The sequence below is a fragment of the Ruegeria sp. AN6 genome, assembly GCF_056540425.1.
This window is the reverse complement of the sequence record NZ_JBQFWR010000014.1, coordinates 1-25,799: the sequence shown is the minus strand read 5'-3', so window position 1 is coordinate 25,799 and position 25,799 is coordinate 1. Positions and strand designations below refer to the sequence as shown.

The 25,799-nt window shown below is 56.6% G+C and carries 23 protein-coding genes; 16 read left to right on the top strand and 7 right to left on the bottom strand.

All coding sequences use genetic code 11. The features are described 5' to 3' along the window. The first annotated feature begins 2 nt into the window (after positions 1 to 2). Both dnaJ and radC read left to right on the top strand, forming a co-directional pair. On the top strand, positions 3 to 1,154 hold the full coding sequence (gene dnaJ / locus ACR0MQ_RS18265) for a molecular chaperone DnaJ (RefSeq protein ID WP_010442938.1): 1,152 nt from the start codon (positions 3 to 5) through the stop codon (positions 1,152 to 1,154). Between the two features lie 159 nt (positions 1,155 to 1,313). Then, entirely contained in the window at positions 1,314 to 2,069 is a 756-nt protein-coding gene (gene radC / locus ACR0MQ_RS18260) for a RadC family protein (protein ID WP_170471034.1), read from the top strand. 3 nt (positions 2,070 to 2,072) lie between these two features. On the opposite strand, the gene ACR0MQ_RS18255 is transcribed toward radC, so the two are convergent. The 3 genes from ACR0MQ_RS18255 to secA all read right to left on the bottom strand — a co-directional run bounded on the left by ACR0MQ_RS18255 (position 2,073) and on the right by secA (position 7,393). Continuing rightward, positions 2,073 to 3,629: a phosphate ABC transporter substrate-binding/OmpA family protein gene (locus ACR0MQ_RS18255; RefSeq protein ID WP_170773643.1), complete on the bottom strand. Its 1,557-nt coding sequence runs from the start codon at positions 3,627 to 3,629 to the stop codon at positions 2,073 to 2,075. A gap of 25 nt (positions 3,630 to 3,654) precedes the next feature. Then, positions 3,655 to 4,575 (bottom strand): hypothetical protein, encoded by a 921-nt coding sequence (locus tag ACR0MQ_RS18250; RefSeq protein ID WP_170773645.1) that lies wholly within the window; start codon positions 4,573 to 4,575, stop codon positions 3,655 to 3,657. Between the two features lie 100 nt (positions 4,576 to 4,675). Continuing rightward, positions 4,676 to 7,393, bottom strand: a complete 2,718-nt coding sequence (gene secA, locus ACR0MQ_RS18245) for a preprotein translocase subunit SecA (protein WP_170773654.1) — start codon at positions 7,391 to 7,393, stop codon at positions 4,676 to 4,678. Between the two features lie 176 nt (positions 7,394 to 7,569). On the opposite strand from secA, the gene ACR0MQ_RS18240 reads away from it, so the two are divergent. From ACR0MQ_RS18240 to mutT, 3 genes are read left to right on the top strand one after another with little or no spacing between them, the layout of a single operon-like run. Then, positions 7,570 to 8,418, top strand: coding sequence for a peptidylprolyl isomerase (locus tag ACR0MQ_RS18240; RefSeq protein ID WP_010442932.1), 849 nt, complete (start codon positions 7,570 to 7,572; stop codon positions 8,416 to 8,418). Between the two features lie 5 nt (positions 8,419 to 8,423). Continuing rightward, entirely contained in the window at positions 8,424 to 9,650 is a 1,227-nt protein-coding gene (gene argJ, locus ACR0MQ_RS18235; RefSeq protein ID WP_480609987.1) for a bifunctional glutamate N-acetyltransferase/amino-acid acetyltransferase ArgJ, read from the top strand. Next, complete coding sequence (gene mutT / locus ACR0MQ_RS18230; protein ID WP_170471024.1) at positions 9,647 to 10,045, top strand: 8-oxo-dGTP diphosphatase MutT; 399 nt, start codon at positions 9,647 to 9,649, stop codon at positions 10,043 to 10,045. Before argJ ends, mutT begins: the two co-directional genes overlap by 4 nt. Before the next feature lie 57 nt (positions 10,046 to 10,102). On the opposite strand, the gene ACR0MQ_RS18225 is transcribed toward mutT, so the two are convergent. Continuing rightward, entirely contained in the window at positions 10,103 to 11,044 is a 942-nt protein-coding gene (locus tag ACR0MQ_RS18225) for a sterol desaturase family protein (RefSeq protein ID WP_480456997.1), read from the bottom strand. Between the two features lie 368 nt (positions 11,045 to 11,412). Here ACR0MQ_RS18225 and ACR0MQ_RS18220 point away from each other — a divergent pair, with 368 nt between their 5' ends. The 10 genes from ACR0MQ_RS18220 to ACR0MQ_RS18175 all read left to right on the top strand — a co-directional run bounded on the left by ACR0MQ_RS18220 (position 11,413) and on the right by ACR0MQ_RS18175 (position 22,326). Continuing rightward, on the top strand, positions 11,413 to 13,356 hold the full coding sequence (locus ACR0MQ_RS18220) for an AMP-binding protein (protein WP_480610049.1): 1,944 nt from the start codon (positions 11,413 to 11,415) through the stop codon (positions 13,354 to 13,356). Between the two features lie 75 nt (positions 13,357 to 13,431). Then, positions 13,432 to 14,250, top strand: a complete 819-nt coding sequence (locus tag ACR0MQ_RS18215) for an ABC transporter ATP-binding protein (RefSeq protein WP_170471020.1) — start codon at positions 13,432 to 13,434, stop codon at positions 14,248 to 14,250. Positions 14,251 to 14,279: 29 nt separating this feature from the next. Then, on the top strand, positions 14,280 to 15,266 hold the full coding sequence (locus ACR0MQ_RS18210; protein ID WP_480609984.1) for a branched-chain amino acid ABC transporter permease: 987 nt from the start codon (positions 14,280 to 14,282) through the stop codon (positions 15,264 to 15,266). Between the two features lie 3 nt (positions 15,267 to 15,269). Then, positions 15,270 to 15,527 (top strand): hypothetical protein, encoded by a 258-nt coding sequence (locus ACR0MQ_RS18205; RefSeq protein WP_170542606.1) that lies wholly within the window; start codon positions 15,270 to 15,272, stop codon positions 15,525 to 15,527. A 3-nt stretch (positions 15,528 to 15,530) separates the two neighbouring features. Then, positions 15,531 to 16,607 carry a branched-chain amino acid ABC transporter permease gene (locus ACR0MQ_RS18200; protein WP_480609981.1) on the top strand — a complete coding sequence of 359 codons (1,077 nt, stop codon included), beginning with the start codon at positions 15,531 to 15,533 and terminating at the stop codon, positions 16,605 to 16,607. Positions 16,608 to 16,683: 76 nt separating this feature from the next. Beyond that, on the top strand, positions 16,684 to 17,967 hold the full coding sequence (locus tag ACR0MQ_RS18195) for an ABC transporter substrate-binding protein (protein ID WP_010442923.1): 1,284 nt from the start codon (positions 16,684 to 16,686) through the stop codon (positions 17,965 to 17,967). 89 nt (positions 17,968 to 18,056) lie between these two features. Next, positions 18,057 to 18,890 (top strand): ABC transporter ATP-binding protein, encoded by an 834-nt coding sequence (locus ACR0MQ_RS18190; protein WP_029622175.1) that lies wholly within the window; start codon positions 18,057 to 18,059, stop codon positions 18,888 to 18,890. A gap of 19 nt (positions 18,891 to 18,909) precedes the next feature. After that, the gene (locus tag ACR0MQ_RS18185) at positions 18,910 to 20,127 is read left to right on the top strand and encodes a phenylacetate--CoA ligase family protein (RefSeq protein ID WP_480609979.1); all 1,218 of its coding nucleotides are present in this window, start codon (positions 18,910 to 18,912) and stop codon (positions 20,125 to 20,127) included. Positions 20,128 to 20,232: 105 nt separating this feature from the next. Next, positions 20,233 to 21,897 (top strand): ABC transporter permease, encoded by a 1,665-nt coding sequence (locus tag ACR0MQ_RS18180; protein ID WP_260023623.1) that lies wholly within the window; start codon positions 20,233 to 20,235, stop codon positions 21,895 to 21,897. Positions 21,898 to 21,975: 78 nt separating this feature from the next. Continuing rightward, positions 21,976 to 22,326 (top strand): DUF2794 domain-containing protein, encoded by a 351-nt coding sequence (locus ACR0MQ_RS18175; RefSeq protein WP_260023624.1) that lies wholly within the window; start codon positions 21,976 to 21,978, stop codon positions 22,324 to 22,326. On the opposite strand, the gene ACR0MQ_RS18170 is transcribed toward ACR0MQ_RS18175, so the two are convergent. From ACR0MQ_RS18170 to ACR0MQ_RS18160, 3 genes are all read right to left on the bottom strand, one after another. Further along, complete coding sequence (locus ACR0MQ_RS18170; RefSeq protein WP_480609977.1) at positions 22,323 to 23,060, bottom strand: C40 family peptidase; 738 nt, start codon at positions 23,058 to 23,060, stop codon at positions 22,323 to 22,325. The two genes, ACR0MQ_RS18175 and ACR0MQ_RS18170, sit on opposite strands and share 4 nt — an antisense overlap. Then, positions 23,057 to 24,439 (bottom strand): leucyl aminopeptidase family protein, encoded by a 1,383-nt coding sequence (locus ACR0MQ_RS18165; RefSeq protein WP_480609975.1) that lies wholly within the window; start codon positions 24,437 to 24,439, stop codon positions 23,057 to 23,059. The genes ACR0MQ_RS18170 and ACR0MQ_RS18165 overlap by 4 nt, the downstream gene beginning before the upstream one ends. A gap of 63 nt (positions 24,440 to 24,502) precedes the next feature. Next, a complete protein-coding gene (locus ACR0MQ_RS18160) occupies positions 24,503 to 24,892 on the bottom strand; it encodes a hypothetical protein (protein ID WP_480609973.1) in 390 nt (129 codons plus the stop codon). Between the two features lie 143 nt (positions 24,893 to 25,035). Here ACR0MQ_RS18160 and ACR0MQ_RS18155 point away from each other — a divergent pair, with 143 nt between their 5' ends. Beyond that, on the top strand, positions 25,036 to 25,686 hold the full coding sequence (locus ACR0MQ_RS18155) for a carbonic anhydrase (RefSeq protein ID WP_010442915.1): 651 nt from the start codon (positions 25,036 to 25,038) through the stop codon (positions 25,684 to 25,686). Positions 25,687 to 25,799 lie beyond the last annotated feature (113 nt).

Sequence of the window (25,799 nt, the reverse complement as noted above, 5' to 3'; positions counted from 1 at the left end):
TGATGTCCAAACGCGACTATTACGAAGTGCTCGGCGTGTCCAAGGGCGCTTCGGCGGATGAGATCAAGAAAGGTTTTCGCAAGAAAGCCAAAGAACTGCATCCCGATCGCAACAAGGACAATCCTGATGCCGAAGCGCAGTTCAAAGAGGCCAACGAAGCCTATGATGTGCTGCGCGATGGCGACAAAAAGGCGGCCTATGACCGCTTTGGCCACGCTGCGTTTGAAAACGGTATGGGTGGCGGAGGTCGTCCCGGTGGCGGTTTTGGCGGCCAGGGCGATTTCTCCAGCGCGTTCTCAGACGTTTTCGACGACTTGTTCGGCGACTTCATGGGCGGCCAACGTGGCGGCGGCGGTGGACGTCGTGCAGCCCGCGGATCGGACCTGCGCTATAACCTTCGGGTTTCGCTGGAAGAGGCTTATGCGGGTCTGCAGAAAACTATAAATGTACCGACCGCCGTGGCCTGCTCTTCATGTGAGGGTACTGGGGCTGAGGGTGGGGTTGAACCCACCACCTGTCCAACCTGTTCCGGTATGGGCAAGGTGCGCGCGCAGCAGGGCTTCTTCACCGTTGAACGCACTTGTCCGACCTGCTCCGGTTTGGGTCAGATTATCAAGAATCCCTGTAAATCGTGTGGCGGTGCTGGTCGTGTTGAAAAAGATCGCGCGCTATCGGTGAACATTCCAGCGGGCGTTGAAACCGGTACCCGCATCCGTCTGGCCGGTGAAGGCGAGGCTGGCATGCGCGGTGGCCCTCCGGGCGACCTCTATATCTTTGTCGAGGTTTCGGATCATAAACTGTTCGAGCGTGACAGCGTGAACCTATATTGTCGCGTTCCGGTCAGTATGGGTAAAGCGGCGCTGGGTGGCTCGATCGAAGTTCCTACAATTGATGGTGGTCGCGGCCGCGTTCAGATTCCGGCAGGCAGCCAATCCGGGCGTCAGATGCGTTTGCGCGGCAAAGGCATGCCCGCGTTGCGTGGTGGTGGTATCGGCGACATGTTCATCGAACTGGCCGTGGAAACTCCGGTCAATCTGACCAGCCGCCAGAAAGAGCTACTGCGTGAGTTTGACGATTTGGGTGAAGACAATCACCCGGAATCGAAAAGCTTTTTCTCTTCTGTGAAGTCCTTCTGGGATGGCATGAAGGGTTAATCCGGTTAAGCAGGGGGGCTCTGCCCCCATCGCCCTTTGGGCGACTCCCCCGAGATATTTATGGCCAGATGAAGCGGGGGACCCGTGTGTTGCCGATCCGACGGGCAGGGATAAGGCGCGTTAACTTTTCGGAAACCGATTCTGCGTCAGAGTGGGGTTATGACCCAAGACGCCTTTGCCGAAGCCCCCATGCTGTTCGATACGGATGAAGCACCGGCGCAGCCGCTGCCCGTTGGTCGGTTACCCTCCTACATCAAAGACCATCGCAAGCGGCTGCGCGAAAGGTTCATGTCTGGCGGATCAGCAGCGATGCCGGATTATGAACTGCTGGAGCTGGCTTTGTTCCGATCCATCCCGCGTCAGGACGTGAAACCGCTGGCGCGTGCTCTGATGGATGCGTTTGGCGACTTCAACCGCGTGTTGACGGCGCCTGAGGAACGGCTGCGTCAGATAAAGGGGATCGGGGACACGGTGATTACCGATCTGAAAATTCTTGAGGCCTGCGCTCATCGGATGGCACGAGCGCGGGTGATTCAGCGGCATGTGATTTCGGGCTGGGATGCGCTGCTGGATTATTGCCACACGACGATGGCCCATCGCGAGACCGAGCAGTTTCGGGTGTTTTATCTGGACCGGAAGAATGTACTGATCGCAGATGAAGAGCAGGCGAAGGGCACAGTGGATCACGTACCGGTTTATCCGCGTGAGGTGGCGAAACGCGCGCTGGAGCTGAATGCGTCAGCGTTGATATTGGTGCACAACCATCCCTCAGGTGACCCGACGCCTTCACAATCTGACATCGACATGACCAACCGGATTCAGGATGCTTGCACGGCGCTGGGGCTGACCTTGCACGATCATTTGATTATCGGCAAATCGACAGAATTGAGCTTTCGCGCACAAGGATATCTTTGACCGCTATCGAATCCAGACTTCGACCCGGCGGTTCACCTTGCGGCCCCATTCGGTGTCATCGCAGGCCATTGGCATCGCTTCGCCAAAGCCCTCAACCGCGATCTCGAGACTCGCAGGAATACTCGTTTCGATGGCCGCCAGCACCGCGTTACGAACGGTTTTGGCCCGCTGCAGAGCAATGCGCGTGTTGGATGTGGCAGCCCCGTCGCCATCGCTAAACCCTACAAAAGTCACCTGTCGCGCATCCAGCCTACCGCTTTCCAACACCTGCGCCAGGTGCAGGATATTAGAGCGGGATTGCGCATCGGGTCGCGACGAGCCGGGCTCGAAGCGAAAGGACAAAGATAACCGGGACAGAGGGCGGAGGGTTTCGATCATGCGCTGTAGTTCTTCCAGTCCAACTTCGGTTCCGCCGGTGCTGACGGCATTGACCAGCCGCTCGCCTTGCAACGCCATACCGATGGTCTCGGGTGATTGATCGACAAATCCGACTTGCCGGATCACCATTTGTGCAACGCCACTTTGGGTGTAGGCCAGAAATTGCCGGGCGAGCCGCGGCAATCTTCTTTGCGGCAGGTAGATAAACATAGGTGCGGTGAGCGGGTAGTCCTCGGTCTTTACTGATTGCCTCGTCGCCGAGAGGGTATGACCGCAGCCACCGGTCAGTGGCAACGCTCGCGCTTCGCCCGTCTCAGCAAGGCTGGCGATACCAATTGCGAAAGGATCACCTGAGATCGCGCGTACAAGATCGCTGTTGCGAGCATGAAATGTAACGTCTGCTGAGATCGGCGCATCGACCGGTGCCAGCAACAGATCCTCTATGGCCTGTGTGAGGCCAGATCCGGCTTTCGGCAGGTACAGAGAAATGGGTGCATCGGGACCGCCAAGATCGGACCAGTTTGTATTTTGTCCCGTGAAGATTTTGGCTAAGTCTGCGGGGGATATCTGACGTATGGGATTGTCGTCAGATACAATCGGAACAATCGCATCCAGTGCCAAGACCCGCGACCGGCGCGCCTGAGTCAGATCACCCAACCCGGCGTCGCGGTTCAACTTAGTCTCGTCCGGCCGAATCTCGCGTTGGGCAAGAACGATATCCGCCGCGCCCTTTGCAAGATCGGCAAACCCCTGAGAGGTGCCGGTCACGGAGAAGGTAAACCTGGCCAAAGTTGTAAAGCGGTCAGGATGACGCAATGTATACTCACGTTGGGTTACGGCAGTCTCTGAAACAGATACCGACAGACCTTCTTGTACGGCAAAACCCTGCACGAGTGCCGGCATCAAAGTTTCTGCCATAACGGATGAACCTGAAAATCGCACTTCGGCGACAAAATCGGTCAGATTGGGGCAGGCTGGTCCATCACATGTTACGCCTGAGCCATCGATCGTCAGTTCGCCAAACTGCGTATCGACGCGGTAAAACTCACCATCATACCCAAGCAATGTGCCGACGACTTCGATCTTGCCGTCGTGTGAGGTCAGAGTGATGTCTTGCGCGGAGGCTCCCTGTGCCAAGGACAAGGACAAAAGCGCGACAAATGCCGCACGAAGGATTTTCATTGTGGACCGTTGAATTGCCTGCTGCCTATTTGGCAGCGATTGTCAGGTCTGTGAACAGATTATTCAACACCAGAAAATCACCAGCTGTTTCGCAACCCGGCATATCCAATGTCAGATCGCGGGATCTCAGGCGTTGATCCGCGCGCCATTCCAGCGATTGCACGTTCAGAGGTTTGCCGCAATTAGCCACGGTGACTTCAGTTTCGACTGATAGGGTGATCGAGCCCGTCTCGGTCGCGGATTGTATCGGGAAGGAATAGACTTCAATATTGCGTGCAATGTCAGAGCCGCCCTGTCCAAGATGGATCACCGAACCCTCACCGCCAGCCTCAGAGCCAGTCCATACGTGGCCTTTTTCTCCGTAGCCTGCGCCGAATTCCAATGCGTGCAACTGCAGCTCTGTCTTCCCCTGCCATTGTAGGGCGACCCGGTTGAAGTCGTTAATCTCTGGCACATGCGTTGTTGCAACTGTACCTTTGCCGTCGGGCAGTGAGATCAAGAATATGGCGTATTCGGACAGCGCCGGAACAGTCAGGTTCAAGCCACCAAGCGCATCGGTTTCGGTGCTGAATACCAGCCCGTTATGATGAACTTCTATAGTTGCATTTGCATGGCACGGGGCCTTGACTCGCAACCGTGCATTCGCACCGGGTACAGCCAAAGCGCGCGCGCTTAGATCACAGTTGGATGGCAAACGGCTTTGTTCGGGAGCTGAAAGCGAGGATTTTGGTTGAACCTTATTGTGCGCTTCGGTGGGGGAGGAAGAAGTCAGAACAACCCTTTGCAACCCGGCAAGGTCCGCGCCCTGCTCAGAGATCGACGCGACACGCGCGCCGCTTGGTTCAGCGCTGGGTTGCTGCGCTGATCCGCTTTGCATCAGATATCCGATGGCCAGGGCGCAGGCAACAGTTCCGCCCGTGGTCACATAGTTCTTTATTACAAACAAGACACCCTCCCCAGTTGAAGGAGCGACTCGTAACTTGCCTCTGAATCAAGGCCAATATGTGGCCTTGAGGCGGACTCATTGTGTTTGAAGGTTGATGACGTTAGGTCAATCTACCGTGGCAATGTTTGAATTTTTTGCCTGAACCACAGGGGCAGGGATCATTGCGCGACGGATTTCCCCAGGTTGTAGGGTCATCTTCGACAAAGCCTGGGCGGGCATCGCCCGAAGCTTGCGCCTCTGCCACTGCTTCGGCCTGTCCCGCCGCCTTATCCACTGCCTGCTGGGCCTGGGCCTGCTGCGCGGCCATCTGTGCCAGCATTTCCTTCTGTTCCTCTTCGCTGAGCGGGCGAACGCGCGACAATTGCTGGGTCACGGTTTCACGCAACGAATCGAGCATCCCTTCGAACAACTGGAAGCTTTCGTTCTTGTACTCGTTCAGCGGGTCACGCTGGGCATAGCCTCGGAAAGCCACTACCGAGCGCAAATGTTCCAGCGTCAGAAGATGTTCGCGCCATTTGCCGTCGATGGTTTGCAGCAGAACCTGCTTTTCGATGTTACGCATGTTCTCGGGGCCGAAGGCGACGGCTTTCTGTGCCATCATTTCATCGGCTGCCTTGATCAGGCGTTCGCGGATCTGTTCGTCATCCACTCCCTCTTCGGCGGCCCAGTCCTGAACCGGTGCATCAATGGTAAGTTTGTCCTTGACGGCCTCATGCAGCCCCTCGGTATTCCATTGATCAGCATAGGTTTTCGGCGGCATGTATTCGTCGATCATATCGTCGATTACCTGCTCGCGCATATCCGAAACCACATCCGACAGATCGTCCGCTGACATGATCTCGCGTCGCTGGCTAAACACCACCTTACGCTGGTCATTCATCACGTCGTCAAACTTCAGAACGTTCTTGCGCATGTCGAAGTTGCGACCTTCGACCTTGGACTGCGCCCGTTCAAGCGATTTGTTCACCCAAGGGTGAATGATCGCCTCGCCCTCTTTCATGCCCAGCGTGGTCAGGACCTTGTCCAGACGTTCCGAACCGAAGATGCGCATCAGGTCATCTTCGAGGCTGAGGTAAAACACCGTGCGGCCCGGATCACCCTGACGTCCCGAACGTCCGCGCAGCTGGTTGTCGATCCGGCGGCTTTCATGGCGTTCTGACGCCATCACGTAAAGACCGCCAGCCTCTAGCACCTTTTCCTTTTCTTCCGCGTGCTTGGCTTCTTCTGCCGCACGCAACTCGGCCGGGTCAGCCTCGGGGTTTTCGGCCAGCGCCTGAAGCACCTTCATCTCGACATTGCCGCCCAGCTGAATATCGGTGCCGCGGCCCGCCATGTTGGTGGCGATGGTCACCGCGCCCAGACGGCCTGCATCGGCCACAATCTGGGCTTCCTGTTCATGCTGGCGGGCGTTCAGAACGCTGTGTTCGATTCCCTCTTTATCCAGCATCTGGCTGATCACTTCGGACTTTTCGATCGACGTGGTGCCGACCAGGACCGGTTGACCTTTTTCACCGGCCTTTTTGACCTGTTCGATGATGGCGCCGTACTTCTCACCCGTGGTGCGATAAACCTGATCGTCCTTGTCCTCACGCGCAATCGGCTTGTTGGTCGGAACCTCGACCACGCCCAGACCATAGATTTCCTGAAATTCCTCGGCCTCGGTTAGCGCGGTGCCGGTCATGCCCGACAGCTTGTCGTAAAGGCGGAAATAGTTCTGGAAGGTCACGCTGGCCAGCGTCACGTTCTCGGGCTGAATCTGCACGCCTTCCTTGGCTTCGATGGCCTGATGCAGGCCTTCAGACAGGCGACGACCCGGCATCATCCGACCGGTGAATTCGTCGATCAGCACGACATTCCCATCCCGGACGATATAGTCCTTGTCGCGTTGGAACAGTTTATGCGCGCGCAGGCCCTGATTGACGTGATGCACCACAGTGGTGCTTTCAGGGTCGTACAGCGAATGCCCTTCGGGCAGCAGACCCGCCGAAAGCAGTTGCTGCTCGAGAAACTCGTTGCCTTCATCGGTGAAGGTCACGTTGCGGCTTTTTTCATCCAGAGAATAATGATCGTCCTGCAATGTCGGGATCACCGCATCGATGGCAGTATACAGATCCGACCGGTCCTGCGCAGGCCCCGAGATGATCAGCGGGGTCCGAGCCTCGTCGATCAGGATCGAATCCACTTCATCCACAATCGCGAAATTGTGGTGTTTCTGATAAACCTGCTCCAGATCCGCCTTCATGTTGTCGCGCAGATAGTCGAAGCCGAGCTCATTGTTAGTGGCATACGTGATGTCGCAGTTATACGCGGCCATTTTCTCGGCATCGGGCTGACCTGTCCAGATCACGCCTGTGGTCATGCCCACGGACGCGAACACCTTGCCCATCCATTCCGAGTCGCGCTTGGCCAGGTATTCGTTCACTGTAACCACATGCACGCCCTTGCCGGTCAGTGCGTTCAGATAAGCGGGGAGAGTGGCGACCAGAGTCTTTCCCTCACCCGTCTTCATTTCCGAGATATTGCCTTGATGCAGGAAGATGCCCCCCATCAACTGCACGTCAAAGGTCCGAAGACCCAGCGCGCGCTTGGCCCCTTCGCGGACATTGGCAAAGGCCTCAGGCAGCAGGTCATCCAGATTTTCACCGTCCAGCGCCCGTTTGCGCAGCTCAGCGGTCTTCTCGATCAGGCCTTCGTCGGTCAGTTTCTCGAACTCGGGCTCCATCGCGTTGATCTTTTCGATCAGGGGGCGGGTCGCCTTGATCTTGCGGTCGTTCGGTGTTCCGAACACCTTTTTGGCGAGCGTTCCGAGTCCCAGCATGTTCACTCCAGCGGATCTGTTCTTATCGTGGTTGCGACAGGCTTGCCCACCTTGCCCGCAACCCATAGATACGGGGGGTGAAAGGCGGCCCTGTCCAAGGCTTCAAAGCGATGTAAGCGGCAGGTTCTAAAGTGTCAACGCTGCGCCCTGTCGCGGCAAAGAAATAGGATGATTCCATGCCCAAAGGCCTCACTTTTCTGCCATCGCTGGCGCTTGCTGCCGTGATGGCCCTGCCGTTGGCCGCCGAAACCAAGCCCGATGCATCGACCGTCGTGGCGCGCGTGAATGGTGATGAGATCACATTAGGTCACGTCATCGCCACCGCGTCTGCTCTGCCCGCGCAGTATCAGCAGTTGGAAGACGACGTTCTTTATGACTTCATCCTTGAACAACTGGTCCAGCAACACCTGTTGGGTCAGCAACAGGATGCACTGAACCCTCTGAACGCATTGCGTCTGGAAAACGAAACGCGGTCCCTGCGTGCGGTACAGACGGTTGAGGCGATCACCGCTGCCGAGGTTACGGATGAAGCAATCCAAGCCGCCTATGATGCGCAGTTCGCCGAATTCGAGGGCGAGGACGAATTCAACGCCAGCCATATTCTGGTTGAAAGCGAAGACGAAGCCAAAGCCATCAAAGCCCAGTTGGACGAGGGCGCGGATTTTGCCGAATTGGCGAAAGAGAAGTCCACCGGCCCCTCGGGACCCAATGGCGGTTCGCTGGGATGGTTCGGTAAAGGTCAGATGGTGCCCGAGTTCGAAAACGCGGTTGTAGCTTTGGAAAAAGGCAGTGTTTCGGAACCCGTCCAGACGCAATTCGGATGGCATTTGGTTGCTCTGAACGACAAACGCAAAACGCAGGCCCCAGAACTGGCCGTCGTGCGTGATGAACTGGCCCAAACCATCCGGCAGGACGCAATTCAGGCCAAGGTCGACGAGTTGACGCAGCAGGCAACGATTGAACGTCCAGCGCTGGAAGGGGTTGGACCCGAGGTCATGCGCCAGATCGAGCTGCTGCAGGAGTAACGCGCGTGGCGACGATCACCAAGGTATCACCATTGGCCCCAGAGGCCTTTCCTGAATTGCCTGCCATCGACGGCGTACGTTTTGCCACGGTTGAGGCTGGCGTACGCTATCAGGGCCGCACTGACGTAATGATGGCGGTGCTGGATCCGGGCACATCGGTGGCTGGGGTTTTCACCCGTTCAGCCACGCGCGCGGCGCCAGTTCTGGACTGTCAGGACAAGATCGGAGGGCCGTATGATGGGCCTGCGGCAATCCTGGTGAATTCGGGCAATGCCAACGCCTTTACCGGTCATTATGGACAAACCTCGGTGGCCGAGGTGACGCAAGCCGTCGCCAAAGCCACCGGCGTTGCGGTGGAGCGGGTCTTCACCTCTTCCACCGGAGTCATCGGCGAGCCGCTACCCCATGACCGCATCGTCGCCCAGCTTGAGGCCTTGAAATCCGGCCTAAATCGGCACGCCATCGAAGACGCGGCGCGGGCGATCATGACCACGGATACCTTCCCAAAAGGGGCATCCGCGCAGGTTGAGATCGATGGCAAAACAGTCTCTATCGCAGGGATTGCGAAGGGCTCCGGCATGATCGCGCCTGATATGGCGACGATGCTGGTCTATATCTTCACCGATGCCCATGTTGAACAATCCGCCCTGCAAGCGATGTTGGGCGCACAGACAGATCGGACCTTCAACTGCATAACCGTCGACAGCGATACCTCGACCTCTGACAGCCTGCTTCTGTGTGCGACCGGAGCCTCGGGCGTTGATGTCACGGGGAATGACGCGTTTGCGCAGGCACTTGAAGCCGTGATGCTGGACCTCGCGCAGCAAGTGGTGCGCGACGGTGAGGGGGCAACGAAATTCGTAGAAATTCGTGTGACCGGAGCTGCAACGGACGCTGACGCCAAAATCCATGGGCTGGCCATTGCCAACTCGCCTCTGGTCAAAACCGCCATCGCAGGCGAAGACCCGAACTGGGGTCGTATCGTCATGGCCATCGGTAAATCCGGCGCTGCTGCTGACCGCGACCTTCTGAGCATTTCTTTCGGCGACATCCTTGTCGCCGAAAAAGGCTGGGTTAGTCCCAATTACCGCGAGGAAGACGCCGCCGCTTACATGAAAGGCCAAGACCTCGTGATCGCAGTCGATCTGGGATTGGGTGAAGGTAAATCCACCCTTTGGACTTGCGACCTGACCCACGGCTATATCGAGATCAACGCGGATTACCGTTCATGAAAACAATCTTAGTGTCTGCGGTGGCTCTGATCGACATCGAGGGCCGCGTCCTGCTGGCCCAACGCCCCGAAGGCAAATCTATGGCTGGTCTTTGGGAATTCCCAGGGGGCAAAATCGAACCCGGCGAAACCCCTGAGGCTGCGCTGATCCGCGAATTGCACGAGGAGCTGGGCATCGACACCTGGGCGTCGTGCCTCGCGCCCCTGACTTTCGCCAGCCACAGCTATGACGATTTCCACCTGCTAATGCCGCTGTTTGCCTGCCGCAAATGGGAAGGCATCCCGCAATCGAAGGAAGGGCAGGCGCTAAAGTGGGTACGCGCGAATGATCTGAGAAATTACTCGATGCCTGCGGCGGATGTTCCGTTGATCCCGATTTTGCGGGATTGGCTGTAGGCAAAGGGTGAGAGCCATTGTTCCAGAGGGCTACTGGGGCTCACCTCTCAAGTTTGTTCAACTGCGTTGAAATATCCGAGCCGCTTTCATCAGTGGCTCAACATACACGCCGTAGAGTGTCTGATAGTCTTCGGTTTCCGGCCCGATGCCAAACTGTAAATCTTCCCGGCCTTTGGGAACATAGAGCGTACCGCCCATCCGGTCCCAAACCGCCAATCCACCGCCCATGTTTTTGTCCCAATGTTTGGGGTCGCTCGAATGATGGATCTGGTGCATGGCGGGTGATATCAGCCATTTCTCAATACGCGGGCCATAGCTGACCCAGATGGGACTGTGGCGCAAAACGCCACCGATGAGGTTGGACCCGAAGAATATGACATTTGCGCCACCGATCTGATAGGCGGTCAGATGATCACCAAACAGACCTATAAAGACACCATTCACGATGGCCGCCGCACCTACTGCACCGAAACCGTAAAATACCGCGTCGAATGGATGGTGCCGCTCGGCGGTTGCAAAGTTCAGATGCTCTGCCGAGTGATGTATCTTGTGGAATTCCCATAGAAACGGAACTTTGTGCTGCAGATAGTGCATCCACCAGCGCATAAAATCATTCACGACATATAGCGTGACGGTCAGCGCGATGGCGACCCAGACCGAGCCACCCTCGCTTTGAAGGTCTGCACCCAAAGACCGGATACCATCTGCGACGACAGGGGTCAGTTTCCAGAGTGTGTTGACGATCCAATCGAGGGCAAACACAAAGATGATCGGATTGAGAAGAAGGATTACATAATCAATGAAGGCCGAGCGGGATCCCCAGACTTCTTTCTTGAAGAAAACCGAATGAAATCTGCGGTCATCTCCTCCCAATCGATGGGCGACGATTGCGATGCTCATACCACACAGGACATACACCCAAAAATGCCGCAGGTTTGCGTTATCCGCAAAGCCCGAAATTTTGGATATGGCTATCTGAGCCAGTTCTGAAAAGTCCATTCCGCGGTGCCTGTACCAAATTCACTGCATAACTGCATAGATGTAATCTCACTTAATACCGGCGGAAATGTGGCGCAGCCCTCCCCTTCTTCAACTGTTCGGAGTGCTTTATCTAAATTCGATACACCAAAGGGCTTGGCCTTAGCAGATGTGGTCGGGTCCCGGATCTCGACCTGCCGACACGGTGCCCTGTTACAATTCGTAAGAATTGAGAAAACATCAGGCAAAACTTGACGCTGATCTTTTCCGCGTCCCTTATCGGGGCATCGGCGCCCGGGGCGTGTTCCCGGCTTGTCGTTTCCGGCCCGAGGAGGGGTCGGATGGGGAGGAGAGAAAGATTGGCTCAGACGCAGTCGGGCGCTGGTGGGATGCAGTCCCTTCCGGCGCTGTTACACCGCAATGTGACCCAGTTCGGGGATGCCCCGGCTTACCGCGAAAAGGAATTCGGGATCTGGCAATGCTGGTCCTGGGCCGAAACCGCCAAAGAAATCCGCGCCATTGCATTGGGTTTTCTGGAGATTGGCGTTGAAAAAGGCGATCATATTGCTGTCATAGGCCGTAATCGCCCGGCGCATTATTGGTCGATGGTCGCGGCACAGATGGTGGGCGCGATCCCAGTGCCGCTTTACCAAGACGCTGTTGCCGAAGAGATGACCTATGTGATGGAGCATTGCGGCGCAAAATATGTCGTCTGCGGTGATCAGGAGCAGGTTGATAAGGTCATTGAAATTCAGGAAAAAGTGCATCAGATCAAGCACATTCTGTATACCGATAAACGCGGGATGCGGAAATACGACCACAGCCAGATGAACGCGCTTGAAGACATCATGGCCGAGGGCAGTGCCGGCCACGCGCGGTTTGATGCGGAACTCGACAAGCGCATCGCCGAGATCACCTATGACGACACCTGCGTGATGCTCTACACCAGCGGAACGACGGGCAAGCCCAAGGGAGTGGTGCTGTCGAACCGGAATGTGATCGAAAGCGCCAAGAACTCGGCGGACTTCGATCATCTGACCCGGAACGAGGACATCCTGTCTTATCTGCCGATGGCCTGGGTGGGCGATTTCATCTTCTCCATCGGTCAGGCCTATTGGTGCGGCTTCTGTGTGAACTGCCCCGAAAGCGCCGACACGATGATGACCGACCTTCGCGAGATCGGGCCGACCTATTTCTTTGCACCGCCGCGCGTATTCGAAACTCAGCTGACCAATGTGATGATCCGGATGGAGGATGCAGGCAAGCTGAAGCAGCGCATGTTCCATCATTTCATGGCCCATGCCAAAAAGGTTGGCGGGTTGCTGTTGGACGGCAAGCCTGTGGGCTTTGGCGACAAATTGAAATACGCGCTGGGCAACCTGCTGGTTTATGGCCCGCTCAAGGATACGTTGGGTTATGGCCGCTTTCGGGTGGGCTATACAGCGGGTGAGGCAATTGGGCCTGAAATCTTTGATTTCTATCGCTCTTTGGGCATCAACTTGAAGCAGCTCTATGGCCAGACCGAAGCGACCGTATTTATCACCGTGCAACCGGACGGCGAAGTGCGCGCCGATACGGTTGGTGTGCCCGCGCCGGATGTCGAGCTGAAAATCGATGACAGCGGCGAGATCCACTATCGCTCGCCCGGTGTGTTTGTTGAGTACTACAACAATCCGGACTCCACGGCTTCAACCAAAGATGCCGAGGGCTGGGTTGCGACCGGTGATGCCGGGTTCATCGAAGAAAGCTCGGGCCATTTGCGGATCATCGATCGCGCCAAGGATGTTGGCAAAATGGCCGACGGATCGATGTTCGCGCCGAAATATGTTGAGAACAAGCTGAAGTTCTACCCTGATATTCTCGAAGTTGTGCTGTTTGGCAATGGTAAGGATCGTTGTGTCGCCTTCATCAATATCGATCTGACCGCGGTTGGAAACTGGGCCGAACGCAACAACGTGGCATATGCGTCCTATCAGGAGCTAGCGGGTCATCCCCGAGTGTTAGAGACGATTCGCGGCCATGTGGAAGCGGTGAATAAGTCAGTTGCGGCTGATGAAATGCTGTCGGGCTGTCAGGTGCATCGCTTTGTGGTTCTGCACAAGGAACTGGATGCCGACGATGGAGAAATGACCCGGACTCGGAAGGTGCGCCGTGGCTTTGTCGAGGAGAAATTCCACGACATCATCGCTGCGCTTTATGACGGGTCTGGCCAAGTGTCGACCACCACCGAGGTGACCTATGAAGATGGTCGCAAGGGTTCGATTTCTGCGACGTTGGAGATTGTCGATGCGCCGGTTGTGCCGGTCGCGCAACACAAGGTGGCGGCGGAATGAGGGGGCTGACGTGCACCGCTCGACCTGCGGTCATCGCCCGGCCCCCCGTCCCGTTTTTGTGTCAGGGAGGTTCTGATGCTGGATAATTCCGAAGGATATATCACCGAAGACGGTCGCAAGATCGGCGGCGTTGTGATGGAGATGAAGAACATCACCCTGCGCTTTGGCGGTGTAGTGGCGATCAAAGATATCTCGTTCGACATTCGCGAAGGCGAAATTCGCGCGATCATTGGACCGAACGGGGCGGGTAAGTCCTCGATGCTGAATGTGATCTCGGGCTTCTATGTCCCGCAAGAGGGCGAGGTCTGGTTCCACGGGTCCAAGCGCCCGCCGATGCGGCCCTTCGAGGTGGCGCAGCAAGGCATTGCGCGGACGTTTCAAAACATTGCCCTATTCGAAGGTATGAGCGTTCTCGACAACGTGATGACCGGACGCCTTGGCTTTATGAAGACGAACATCCTGCAGCAGGCCTTGTGGAAGGGTAAGGCCGAGGCGGAAGAGACCGAGAACCGGGAGGCGGTCGAGAAGATCATCGATTTCCTAGAAATTCAGCACATCCGCAAAACGCCTGTGTCTCGCTTGCCCTACGGCTTGAAGAAGCGCGTCGAATTAGCGCGAGCGCTGGCGGCGGAGCCTAAGCTGCTGCTGCTGGATGAACCGATGGCCGGGATGAATGTCGAAGAGAAAGAGGACATGAGCCGCTTTATTCTCGACGTGAATGACGAGTTCGGCACCACCATCGCCCTGATCGAGCATGACATGGGCGTGGTGATGGACCTGAGCGACCGGGTGGTCGTGATGGATTACGGCAAGAAGATCGGTGACGGCACGCCGGATGAGGTGCGCAACAATCAGGAAGTCATCGACGCCTATTTGGGGGTCAGTCATGACTGATGCTTGGGCAGAATTGGGGAGGGGCTGGCATGCCTGAACAACTCGTATTTGCGATGGAGGTCATCCTTAACGGTCTGATGGCCGGGGTGCTGTATGCGCTGGTCGCGTTGGGATTTGTGCTGATCTACAAGGCGTCGGGGATTTTCAATTACGCCCAAGGAGTTATGGCCCTGTTCGCGGCGATGACGCTAGTCGGGATCATGAATGGGCAGGTACCATTTGCGCATCTGATCAACGCCATCTTTGGCGCGCATGTTCATTACTTTGGTTGGAACGTCCCCGCGCTGCTGGCGATCATTCTGACCATGGCGGTGATGGTACTGCTAGCCTGGGCCGTGCAGCGGTTCGTGATGCGCCATCTGGTTGGACAGGAACCGATCATCCTGTTTATGGCGACCATCGGCCTGGCCTATTTCCTTGAAGGCGTGGCGGACCTGATGTGGGGGTCCGAGATCAAGACGCTGGATGTGGGTCTGCCACAGGGCATCAACCTATGGATTGACGAGACGACCTTCAACATCTTCGACTATGGCTTCTTCATCGACAATCTGGACATCGTGGCGACGATCATCGCGGCGCTGCTGGTGGCGGCCTTGGTCGCGTTCAGCCAGTACACCAAACAGGGCCGAGCGATGCGTGCGGTGGCGGATGATCATCAGGCGGCGCTGTCGGTCGGGATCTCGCTGAATTTCATCTGGGTCATGGTCTGGTCGGTGGCCGGGTTCGTGGCGCTGGTTGCAGGGATCATGTGGGGCACCAAATCGGGCGTTCAGTTCTCACTGTCACTCATCGCACTCAAGGCGCTGCCGGTGCTGATGCTGGGAGGGTTCACCTCGATTCCCGGAGCAATCGTCGGCGGGTTGATCATCGGTGTTGGCGAAAAACTGTTCGAGTTTGCCATCGGCCCGTTGGTCGGTGGTGCGACCGAGAACTGGTTTGCCTATGTACTGGCGCTGATCTTTCTGGTGTTCCGGCCGCAAGGCCTGTTCGGCGAGAAGATCATTGAGAGAGTGTAGGGTATGACCAAGCTGATCGCCATCATCAACGTGATCGCATGGGCGGGGTTCTGGGCTTTTGGTTACATCGCTCTGACGTCCAGTGATCTAAGCGAAGGCCAGCTTGTGATCGCTGTGCTTCTGGCTTTTGCCGGGCTTGTTATGGGCGTTCTCGCCTACATGAAACTGGTGCGTGCCTCTGAGGCGACCGGATATGCCAAGGGCTCCAATCAACTGGACGCTGCAGCCCGCAATCGGGCGCAGGAAGAATGGGGAAAGTAAGACATGTTCTATCGTGAGGCCGGAGACTTCAAAACCTCCTACATAGCGGACAGCCAGACTTTCCCGATCAAGTTTGACCGGTATCGGTACTACGTCGTGTTGGCAGTGGCGTTCGGGATCATTCCATTCATCATCAACGACTATTGGGCCAACGCACTGCTGCTGCCCTTCCTAATCTACGCGATCGCTGCAATCGGGCTGAACATCTTGGTGGGGTATTGCGGGCAGGTTTCGCTGGGAACAGGTGGTTTCATGGCTGTGGGGGCCTATGCTTGCTACAAGCTGATGACGGCGTTTCCGGATGTCAGCATGTTCATCCATGTTCTGTTGGCTGGCGGCGTCACTGCGCTGGTGGGCGTGCTGTTTGGTCTGCCCTCTTTGCGGATCAAAGGGTTCTACCTTGCGGTGGCCACGCTGGCCGCACAGTTCTTCCTTGTATGGCTTTTCAATCGGGTGCCATGGTTCTACAACTACTCGGCCTCCGGCCAAATCAATTCGCCGGAACGGGATGTGTTTGGCATCATCATCACCGGTCCGAACGCGCCTGCCTGGGCGACCTATCTGTTTTGCCTGATCTTTTTGACCTTCAGTGCGATCATCGCGCGTAACCTGACGCGCGGTACTACGGGTCGGACATGGATGGCGATCCGCGACATGGATATCGCAGCCGAGATCATCGGGGTGAACCCGCTCAAGGCAAAGCTTACCGCCTTTGCCGTCAGCTCGTTTTTCGTAGGCATTGCAGGCGCACTGTTCTTTGCTGTCTATCTGGGCGCTGTCGAAGTGGGTGAAGTGTTCGGTATTCAGAAATCATTCCTGGTGCTGTTCATGGTAATTATCGGCGGATTAGGGTCTATATTTGGGTCCTTCGCGGGGGCGGCATTTCTGGTTTTGCTGCCAGTTGTCCTAAAGCTGCTGGGTGTCGATCTGCTGGGTTGGCCCACCGATATCGTTGCGCACCTGAACCTCGTGATTGTGGGCGCTCTCATCATCATATTCCTTGTTCTTGAACCCCACGGGCTGGCGCAGCTTTGGCGCGTCGCGAAAGAGAAACTCAGACTCTGGCCGTTCCCGCACTAGTGGGCAGGCCCAATGAAAAGACGGGCGGCTGAAGCCCGAAACCCAACATCGGATCAACTAAGGGAGGAGACACCCGATGAAAAAGAAAATGGCTACCCTGGCGCTGGGCGCGCTGATGGCGGCAGGACCTGCGCTCGCAGATCTTGTGATCCCATCGCTCAGCTATCGTACGGGCCCATACGCTGCAGGCGGTATTCCGTTTGCTGATGGCTATGCTGACTATTTCACTCTGCTCAACGAACGAGACGGGGGTATTGGCGGTGTTCCTGTCAACGTGATCGAATGTGAGACCGGCTATAACACCGAAAAAGGTGTGGAGTGCTATGAATCAACCAAGGGCGAAGGCGCGCTGATTTATCAGCCTTTGTCGACCGGTATTACATATCAGTTGATCCCCAAAGTAACGGCGGATGACATCCCGCTGCATACAATGGGTTATGGCCGGACTTCGGCCCGCAACGGCAAGGTGTTCAGCCACGTCTTCAACTATCCCGCGAATTACTGGGACGGTGCCTCGGGCGCGATCAACTATCTGCTAGACGAAAATGGAGGCGATCTGAACGGCAAGAAAATTGCTCTGGTCTATCACAACTCAGCCTATGGCAAGGAACCGATCAGAACGTTGGAAGAGCTGTCGAAAAAGCACGGCTTTGAGCTGTCGTTGTTGCCGGTCGACCATCCAGGGCAAGAGCAAAAATCCCAGTGGCTGCAGATCCGTCGTGAAAAGCCAGACTTTGTCCTGATGTGGGGCTGGGGCGTAATGAACCAGGTCGCCATTCAGGAGGCTGCCAATATTCGCTTCCCGATGGAAAACTTCATCGGCGTTTGGTGGTCGGGCGCGCAGCATGACGTACTGCCTGCTGGCGACAAGGCGAACGGTTACAAGGCCGTAACCTTCCATGCCGTTGGTGATGACTTTCCTGTATTTGACGACATCAAGACGCATGTCGTGGATGCCGGAAAGGCCGCAGGCGCAGGCGATCAGGTTGGTACCGTTCTGTACAACCGTGGCCTCTACTCGGCGATGCTCGCCGCCGAAGCGATCAAGGACGCGCAGGAAGCAAATGGAACCGGCGATGTCACACCGGGTATGGTTCGGGACGCGATGGAGCAGCTGAACATCACCGAAGAGCGCATGGCCTCTCTGGGTATGCCGAACTTTGGTCCGACCTTCCAGGTATCGTGCGATAACCATGGCGGCCCAGGCTTGATTGGCGTCTCTCAGTGGGATGCAGGTACACAAACATGGAACCTGATCTCGGACTTCAAGCCAACCGATGGTGAGGTGATCGGTGCGCTGGTTGAAGAAGACTCGAGCGCATATGCAGCCGAAAACAACGTCGAAACACGCTGCAACTAAGGCCTGCTTCGACCATAAACTTAGGGGGCGGCGGTAAGCTGCCGCCCCGATTAAACGGTCCCACGGGGCAGGCATGAGGATATGCGCTGATGCTGGATGCTGCACAAACCACTGATGTACAAGCCGAAACATTGCTTGAGGTCAACAATATCGAGGTGATCTATAATCATGTGATCCTCGTGCTGAAAGGCGTTAGCCTGACTGTGCCGAAAGGCGGTATTACTGCCCTATTGGGCGGAAACGGCGCGGGTAAGACCACGACACTTAAGGCGGTGTCGAACCTTCTGCATTCCGAACGGGGCGAGGTTACCAAAGGCTCGATCAAATATCGCGGGACCAGCGTGCATGAAAGTGATCCGGCTGTTCTGGTTGAAAAGGGCGTGATCCAGGTAATGGAAGGCCGCCATTGTTTTGAACATCTGACTGTCGAAGAAAACCTTCTGACCGGCGCCTATACACGCAAAGACGGCTCGGCTGCCATCCAGCAGGATCTGGAACTGGTTTACAACTACTTCCCACGATTGAAGGAACGCCGCCGGTCGCAGGCCGGATATACTTCGGGCGGCGAACAGCAAATGGTGGCGATGGGTCGGGCGCTGATGTCACGCCCCGAGACGATCCTGTTGGATGAACCCTCGATGGGTTTGGCCCCGCAGTTGGTCGAAGAGATTTTCGGCATTGTAAAAGACCTGAACGAGAAGGAAGGCGTGTCCTTTCTGTTGGCCGAACAGAACACAAATGTGGCTCTAAGGTTCGCTCATTACGGCTATATTCTGGAATCGGGTCGCGTTGTGATGGACGGACCTGCTGCCGAATTGCGCGAGAATCCTGACGTTAAGGAGTTTTATCTCGGCATGTCAGACGAGGGCCGAAAGAGCTTTCGCGACGTGCGCTCATACCGCCGTCGCAAGAGATGGCTGTAAGCGGGCAGAGGATATTTCGATGACCTATTTCGATAAGCTTGAAACCCGATCAGCAGATGAACGCGCAGCGGATCATGCGCGCGCCTTGCCTGAACAGATCAACCGCGCGCAGGCAGCACCCGGATACAAGGATATCCTTTCTGATGTGCAGTCAGACGCAGTGACTGATATGCAGGCGCTGGCGCAATTGCCGGTGCTGCGGAAATCTGACCTGACCAAGGCACAGGCTGGGCGGCCACCATTTGGTGGGTTTACAGTGAAACCTGCGCGGAACTTCCAGCATGTGTTCCAGTCACCGGGCCCAATTTATGAACCGGGCAGCACCGATCACGACTGGTGGCGCATGGGCCGCTTTCTGAATGCAGCAGGCGTGGGCCCGGGCGATATCGTGCAGAATTGTTTCGGATACCACCTGACCCCTGCAGGTATGATTTTCGAAAGCGGTGCCCAGGCTGTGGGCGCGTCGGTTCTGCCAGCCGGTACTGGGCAGACTGAACTGCAGGTGACCGCTGCGCGCGATGTGGGTTGCACGGCCTATGCCGGAACCCCGGATTATCTCAAGATCATCCTCGAAAAGGCTGACGCGATGGGTGTTGCTCTGCAGTTTTCGAAGGCGGTCGTAGGCGGGGGTGCGTTATTTCCTTCCTTGCGTCAAGAGTACGCGGATCGGGGCATAGCTTGCCTGCAATGTTATGCTACAGCGGATCTGGGCAATATCGCCTATGAAAGCCCGGCCATGGAAGGAATGATCATCGACGAACACGTCATCGTCGAGATTGTCACGCCGGGCACTGGCACACCCGTTGCCCTCGGTGAGGTTGGTGAAGTCGTCGTAACAACTCTCAACCCCGACTATCCTCTGATCCGGTTCGCCACAGGCGATCTGTCGGCTATCATGCCCGGAGCCTCTCCGTGTGGGCGCACCAATATGCGCATCAAAGGCTGGATGGGGCGCGCTGATCAGACCACCAAAATCAAGGGTATGTTTGTGCGTCCCGAACAGGTGGCCGCACTGGTGGATAAGCATGACGAGATCGTCAAAGCCCGCGTTATCGCGGCCCGTCAGGGCGAGATGGATACGATGACAGTACAGATTGAAAGCCCCTGCGAGAATGACGGTGCCTATGCCAAATCGGTTGCCGAGGTGCTGAAACTCAAAGGCGCGATTGAGGTCGTGGCCCCCGGCTCATTGCCCAAGGATGGGTTGGTGATCGAGGATCAGCGCGTCTACGAATAAGGGTCTGCGGCAGTATGTGCCGCAGATTTGTTTCCCGTCACACTGGTGTTTCTTAGCAATTTGGTCGATTAAAGGCGGAACCTTCGGGATTCTCAGTCAGGCATCATGGCCGAAATCGAATATTCAGAACACGGAACACGCAATCGCGGCGCCTTGGGCACGCGTTTCGTGGGAGCTATCGCCTGTATTGTAGCAGCAGCTTGTCTGTTGCCGATGGTGGCCGTGGTTCTGGCAGCAGTGACCGGCGGAACGGACACCGTTTCACACTTGTTAGAGACTGTACTACCCAGTTACGCTCTGACAACGATCATCCTTGTCGCGCTGGTTGCAGCGGGAACATTTTCAATCGGGGTTGGGGCGGCCTGGCTGGTGACCATGACCCGTTTCCCTGGGGTGAGATTTCTCGAAATTGCATTGGTGCTGCCGTTGGCCTTTCCGGCCTACGTTCTGGCCTATGCCTATACCTTCATCCTTGACCACCCCGGTATCGTGCAGTCCACGCTGCGCGATGTGACGGGCTGGGGTCCGCGCGACTATTGGTTCCCCGAAATTCGTTCGACCGAGGGCGCGGCGGTGATGTTGATCCTTGTGCTCTATCCTTATGTCTATCTGCTGGCACGGGCTGCGTTTTTGCAGCAAAGTGCCACCGCCTTTTTGGCCGCCCGCGCCTTGGGGAACGGACCCTGGCCCGCCTTCTGGCGAGTTTCTCTACCTATGGCACGCCCCGCCATTGCGGGGGGAGTGCTGTTGGCTGTGATGGAGACCATCGCCGATTTTGGAACCGTCGCCTATTTCGGTGTCCAGACATTTGCCACCGGGATCTACACAAGCTGGTTTTCCATGGCCGACCGTGCCGCTGCAGCTCAGCTTGCTTTGTGCCTTTTGGGATTTGCACTTGTGATGGCTATGGCCGAACGGACACAGCGTGGTAAGGCCAAATACTACCAAACCGGCAAACAACATGCTGCCCAACCTGCCGCGAATCTGAAGGGCACAAGGGCGTTTGCCGCTTTTTTGCTCTGCGCAATTCCGGTTCTGTTCGGATTTCTTCTGCCTGTTGTGATCCTCGTGCAGATGGGTCTTGAATCCGAACAAAACCTTCTGTCACGCAGATATGTTGGGTTCATTCAAAATTCGCTAACGCTGGCCGGAACTGCAGCCGTAATCACTGTTTGCGCCGCCATCTCGGTCGGGTTCTATCAGCGCCTCAGACCCGGGCGTGGTTCTGCCACAGCGGCTTATCTGGCGCGGCTGGGTTATGCGGTGCCCGGTGGAGTGATCGCTGTCGGGCTGATCGTACCCTTTGCCGGGCTAGACAATGCGCTGGATGCCTGGATGCGTAAAACCTTTGATGTTTCAACGGGATTGCTGGTTACAGGTTCGATCTGGTTGCTGGTCGCGGCCTATATGGTGCGCTTCCTTGCCGCTGCGCTCAGCGCATATGAAGGTGGCCAAAGTACAGTGCACTCGAATATGGACGCTGCCGCGCGATCGCTGGGGCAGACACCGCTGGGCACATTGCGCCGGGTGCATTTGCCGATCCTGACCCCTTCGCTATTAACGGCGTTGCTGATCGTCTTTGTCGATGTCATGAAAGAATTGCCCGCAACTCTTATCATGCGGCCCTTTAACTTTGACACATTGGCGGTACAGGCTTACCGGCTGGCGTCGGACGAGCGGTTGGAAGGTGCAGCGGTGCCGTCACTGGTTATCCTCGCAGTGGGGCTGTTGCCGGTGATCCTGATTTGCCGTCAGGTTGGACGCAGGTAGCACACGGTCGGTTCTAAAAATTCGTGTCGCGATTGCACTGGGCTTGATTCAATGACGATTTCCGGCAAGGCTTGTTTTATGAACATGCAGCCTCCCAGCCGGTTCGGGTCCGGCTCTGCCCAGTTGCCGGTCGCGTTTGACCGGCGTGAGATGTCTCAAATCCTGTCTGTCTATGGCCGAATGGTCGCCGCCGGTGAATGGCGTGACTACGGAATTTCCAATTTACGCGAGACAGCCGTGTTTTCAATTTTCAGGCGAACTGCCGAACATCCGATTTACCGGGTGGAAAAACACCCCCGCCTGCGAATGCGGCAAGGTATGTATTCGGTGGTGGGTATGGATGGGCGCATTCTGAAACGTGGGCACGATCTGCGCTCTGTTTTGAGAGTTCTGGAACGCAAATTGATCCGGGCGGTTGACTCTGATTAGAGCCTTTTATGCGCCGTAACTGGCCCATCGCCTTGCGCTGCAATTCGGGCAATCGCCTGATCCATAGGCTCAAGCGCGACAGCCATGTGATAGGCATTGGCGTGGAGCAGCAAATTCCCGGCCGCCACCCAGGCCACATGGCCCTTCCAGAATAGCAGATCACCGCGTCGCGCAGATTCCCCTGCAGGCACAAGTTCTCCGACTTCACGTTCCTGATCGCCGCTGTCTCCGGGACAAGGGATGCCGCAGGCCAGCAGGGCAGCCTGTACCAAACCCGAGCAATCCAGTCCGAACCGGCTATTGCCTCCCCATAGATATGGCGTGCCAAGAAACAGTTCGGCAGCGGCAACAGGATCGGCGAGCTGAGAGTAGGCAGGGACAGCGTGGACCGCTGGAATAAAGCCCAGTGCGGTCTCCACAAATCTGTCTTCCTCCGACAAAACGCGAATTCTGCTGCCGAAACTTAATGAGGTTAGGTCGCGGCTTTTAATGTCAGGCTTCTCGTATGCGTGGGTCGAGCCCGCAACGATCCAGTGAGTCTGGGGCTCAATTGGGCCCAACCGATCGGTGGGCAGCCATCCCTCATAACCATCCTTGCTAGCTTTGATCTTGCTCCAGCCATCAAGCTCTTCTTCGATGGTCACAGAGTCACCGAATAGCAATTGCCGGTCGCGCGAGCCATCAGGTTGACGTAGCAAATCGACGACGGGACGGATAATACGCGCTTGGGTCATAGGCCAAGAAGCTCCGGAAGGGCCGCCAGAAGGGCACGTGGCCCTTGACCCAACCCGCCCTTGCTGCGGCCGGGTTCCTTGCTACGTTGCCAGGAATAGATGTCAAAATGCATGTAGCGGCTGCGGTTAGCAAACCGGCGCAGGAATAGCGCTGCGGTGATTGACCCCGCAAACCCACCGGACGGCGCGTTGTCGAGGTCGGCGATGCCGGGCTCAATCATCGCTTCGTATGGCTCATGGAATGGCATGCGCCAGACCGGATCTGCGACAGTTTCTGCTGCCCGTGCCAGCGTTTCGGCTGCCTTGTTGTCATCGGTATAATACGGTGCCAAATCGGGCCCCAACGCTACCCTTGCTGCACCGGTTAACGTGGCAATCGATATCAGCAGATTGGGTGCGTCCTCATGTGCCAGCGCCAGCGCATCGGCTAGAACCAACCGTCCTTCGGCATCGGTGTTGTTGATTTCTACGGACATTCCATTTCGCGCGGTTAAAATATCACCGGGACGGAATGCGTTGCCCGCAACCGAGTTCTCGACGGCTGGGATCAACACCCTCAGTTGTAATTCCAACCCGAGCGCCATGATCATACGGGCCAAACCCAGCACATTGGCTGCTCCACCCATATCTTTCTTCATCAACCCCATCGAGGCGCCTGGTTTCAGATTCAGCCCTCCGGTATCGAAACAAACCCCTTTGCCAACCAAGGTCAGTTTCGGGCCGCTGTCACCCCAATTCATCTCCAGTAGCCGAGGCGCCTGTTCCGCTGCGCGTCCGACCGCGTGGATCATTGGAAGGTTCTGGTCCAACAGCGCCTCGCCACTGATGACTGATACATCTGCACCGAACTCCTGCGCTAGGTCCTCAATGGCTTGTTGCAATTGCGTGGGGCCCATATCCGCAGCGGGAGTGTTGACCAAATTCCGTATTAAGGCCTCGGCATTTGCCATGATCTCGATCCGTTTGGCATCCACACCTTCGGGTGCAACCAGCGCGGCATTTGCAGCGCTTTGCGCGGCGTAGCGATCAAACGCGTACCCGGTCATCAGCCAGCCAAAGCATTCAGCTTCAAGCACGTTCGCCGGGATGCCCGAGGCTACGCGATAGGTCCCTTTTGGTAACGATTCCGCCGCTGCGGCCAAGGGAAACCGTTTGCGCGCTCGTTTTGACGCGCTGCCATATCCCGCAAGGGCAAATTCAGGCTTACCATCTGGGCCCGGCACCAAAACTGTTTGACCAAGTGTGGCAGAAAAACCATCCGCCGAAACCCATGAGTGCACGTGTTCCGGCTGATTTTCCAGCCAGCCCGCCAATTCGGATTGCTGCAGAACATATAGCGGCAGAGACGGGTCAGTAGCGGGGGCAAAGGACAGGGTCATACGGGCCTCGGCTGGTTGAAGTTCCGCACAGACTATCTGTCTGCGGCGTCCCCGCAACCCCTCTCAGACCGATAGATCCTGCTGATCCCAGATGGCGGTCAGCGAACGCTCGCCAACCCGGATCAGACGGTATAGCGTGGCGCCGGTAGCTACAGCATCGCCGGCATCAACCGAATGCACGACGTCACCCGCGACACGGGCCAACGCTGTCATGCCGATCTGTTCGGATATGGCCACCAATGATTTGGCGCATTTGCGCAGCCCAGTCCAATCGCGTTTCCGCCAGAATCTTTCGCAATTCGACAGGCGCAGAGCGAGTTCTTCAACTGTTCTGCACAGCACATCCATCGCATTGTTGTCACCAAGTTGATGATACAGGCTGTTCAGGCGGTCCGGGTCCAGACGCACGGATTCTTTCTGTTCAAGCGTGATAATCTTGTCCACCACATTCACCCCAGTTGATATGCCCCCACGGCACGCTACAATTGTGCTTTGAAATACCTTTGCAATTCCTTGCGGAGCAGCGGGATAATGTCTCGAATTTTGTGAGAATTCAGGGTACAGAGCGATCCAGTCAAAACAACAGGGGCATCAGAATGAAATTTGCCAAACCTTTGCCGACCTATCTGGTGAAACGGTATCACGGCTGGAAGGCGACCACCTATTCCGAGAATCAGGTCTGGTATCGGCGATTGGCGACGGAGGGACAGCGCCCGCGCGCAATGGTCATTTCGTGCTGCGACAGCCGGGTGCACGTGACCTCGATCTTCGGTGCCGATCAGGGTGAGTTTTTCATTCACCGTAACATCGCCAACTTGGTGCCACCTTACGCACCGGACGGGGATCACCACGGCACCAGCGCGGCCATTGAATATGCGGTAACGGCGCTGAAGGTCGCGCATCTGATAGTTCTGGGTCATTCTCAATGTGGCGGCGTGCAGGGCTGTATCGACATGTGCAAGGGGCAGGCTCCGCAGCTTGAGGCGAAAGACAGCTTCGTCGGACGTTGGATGGATATCCTCAAGCCTAAATACGAGCTGGTTGCCGATGTCGAAGACAGCACCGAACAAGCCCGGCAATTCGAGCGTCAGGCCGTGGTCGCCTCGCTGGAAAACCTGATGACCTTCCCTTTTGTATCTTCCGCCGTCGAAGAAGGCTCACTCAGCCTGCATGGGCTCTGGACCGATATCGGAGAAGGCGGGTTGCAGAGCTATGATCCGCAGGAAAAGAAATTCGTCGTGGTATAGGCACGTCATTCATTGCTTGACGCTAGGCTCCAGACTCATTGATTTACAGCCAGAACAGCACGGTAGCTGCTAGAGCGATAGCCGAGAGGAATACCTTTGGGCATCTGTCATAT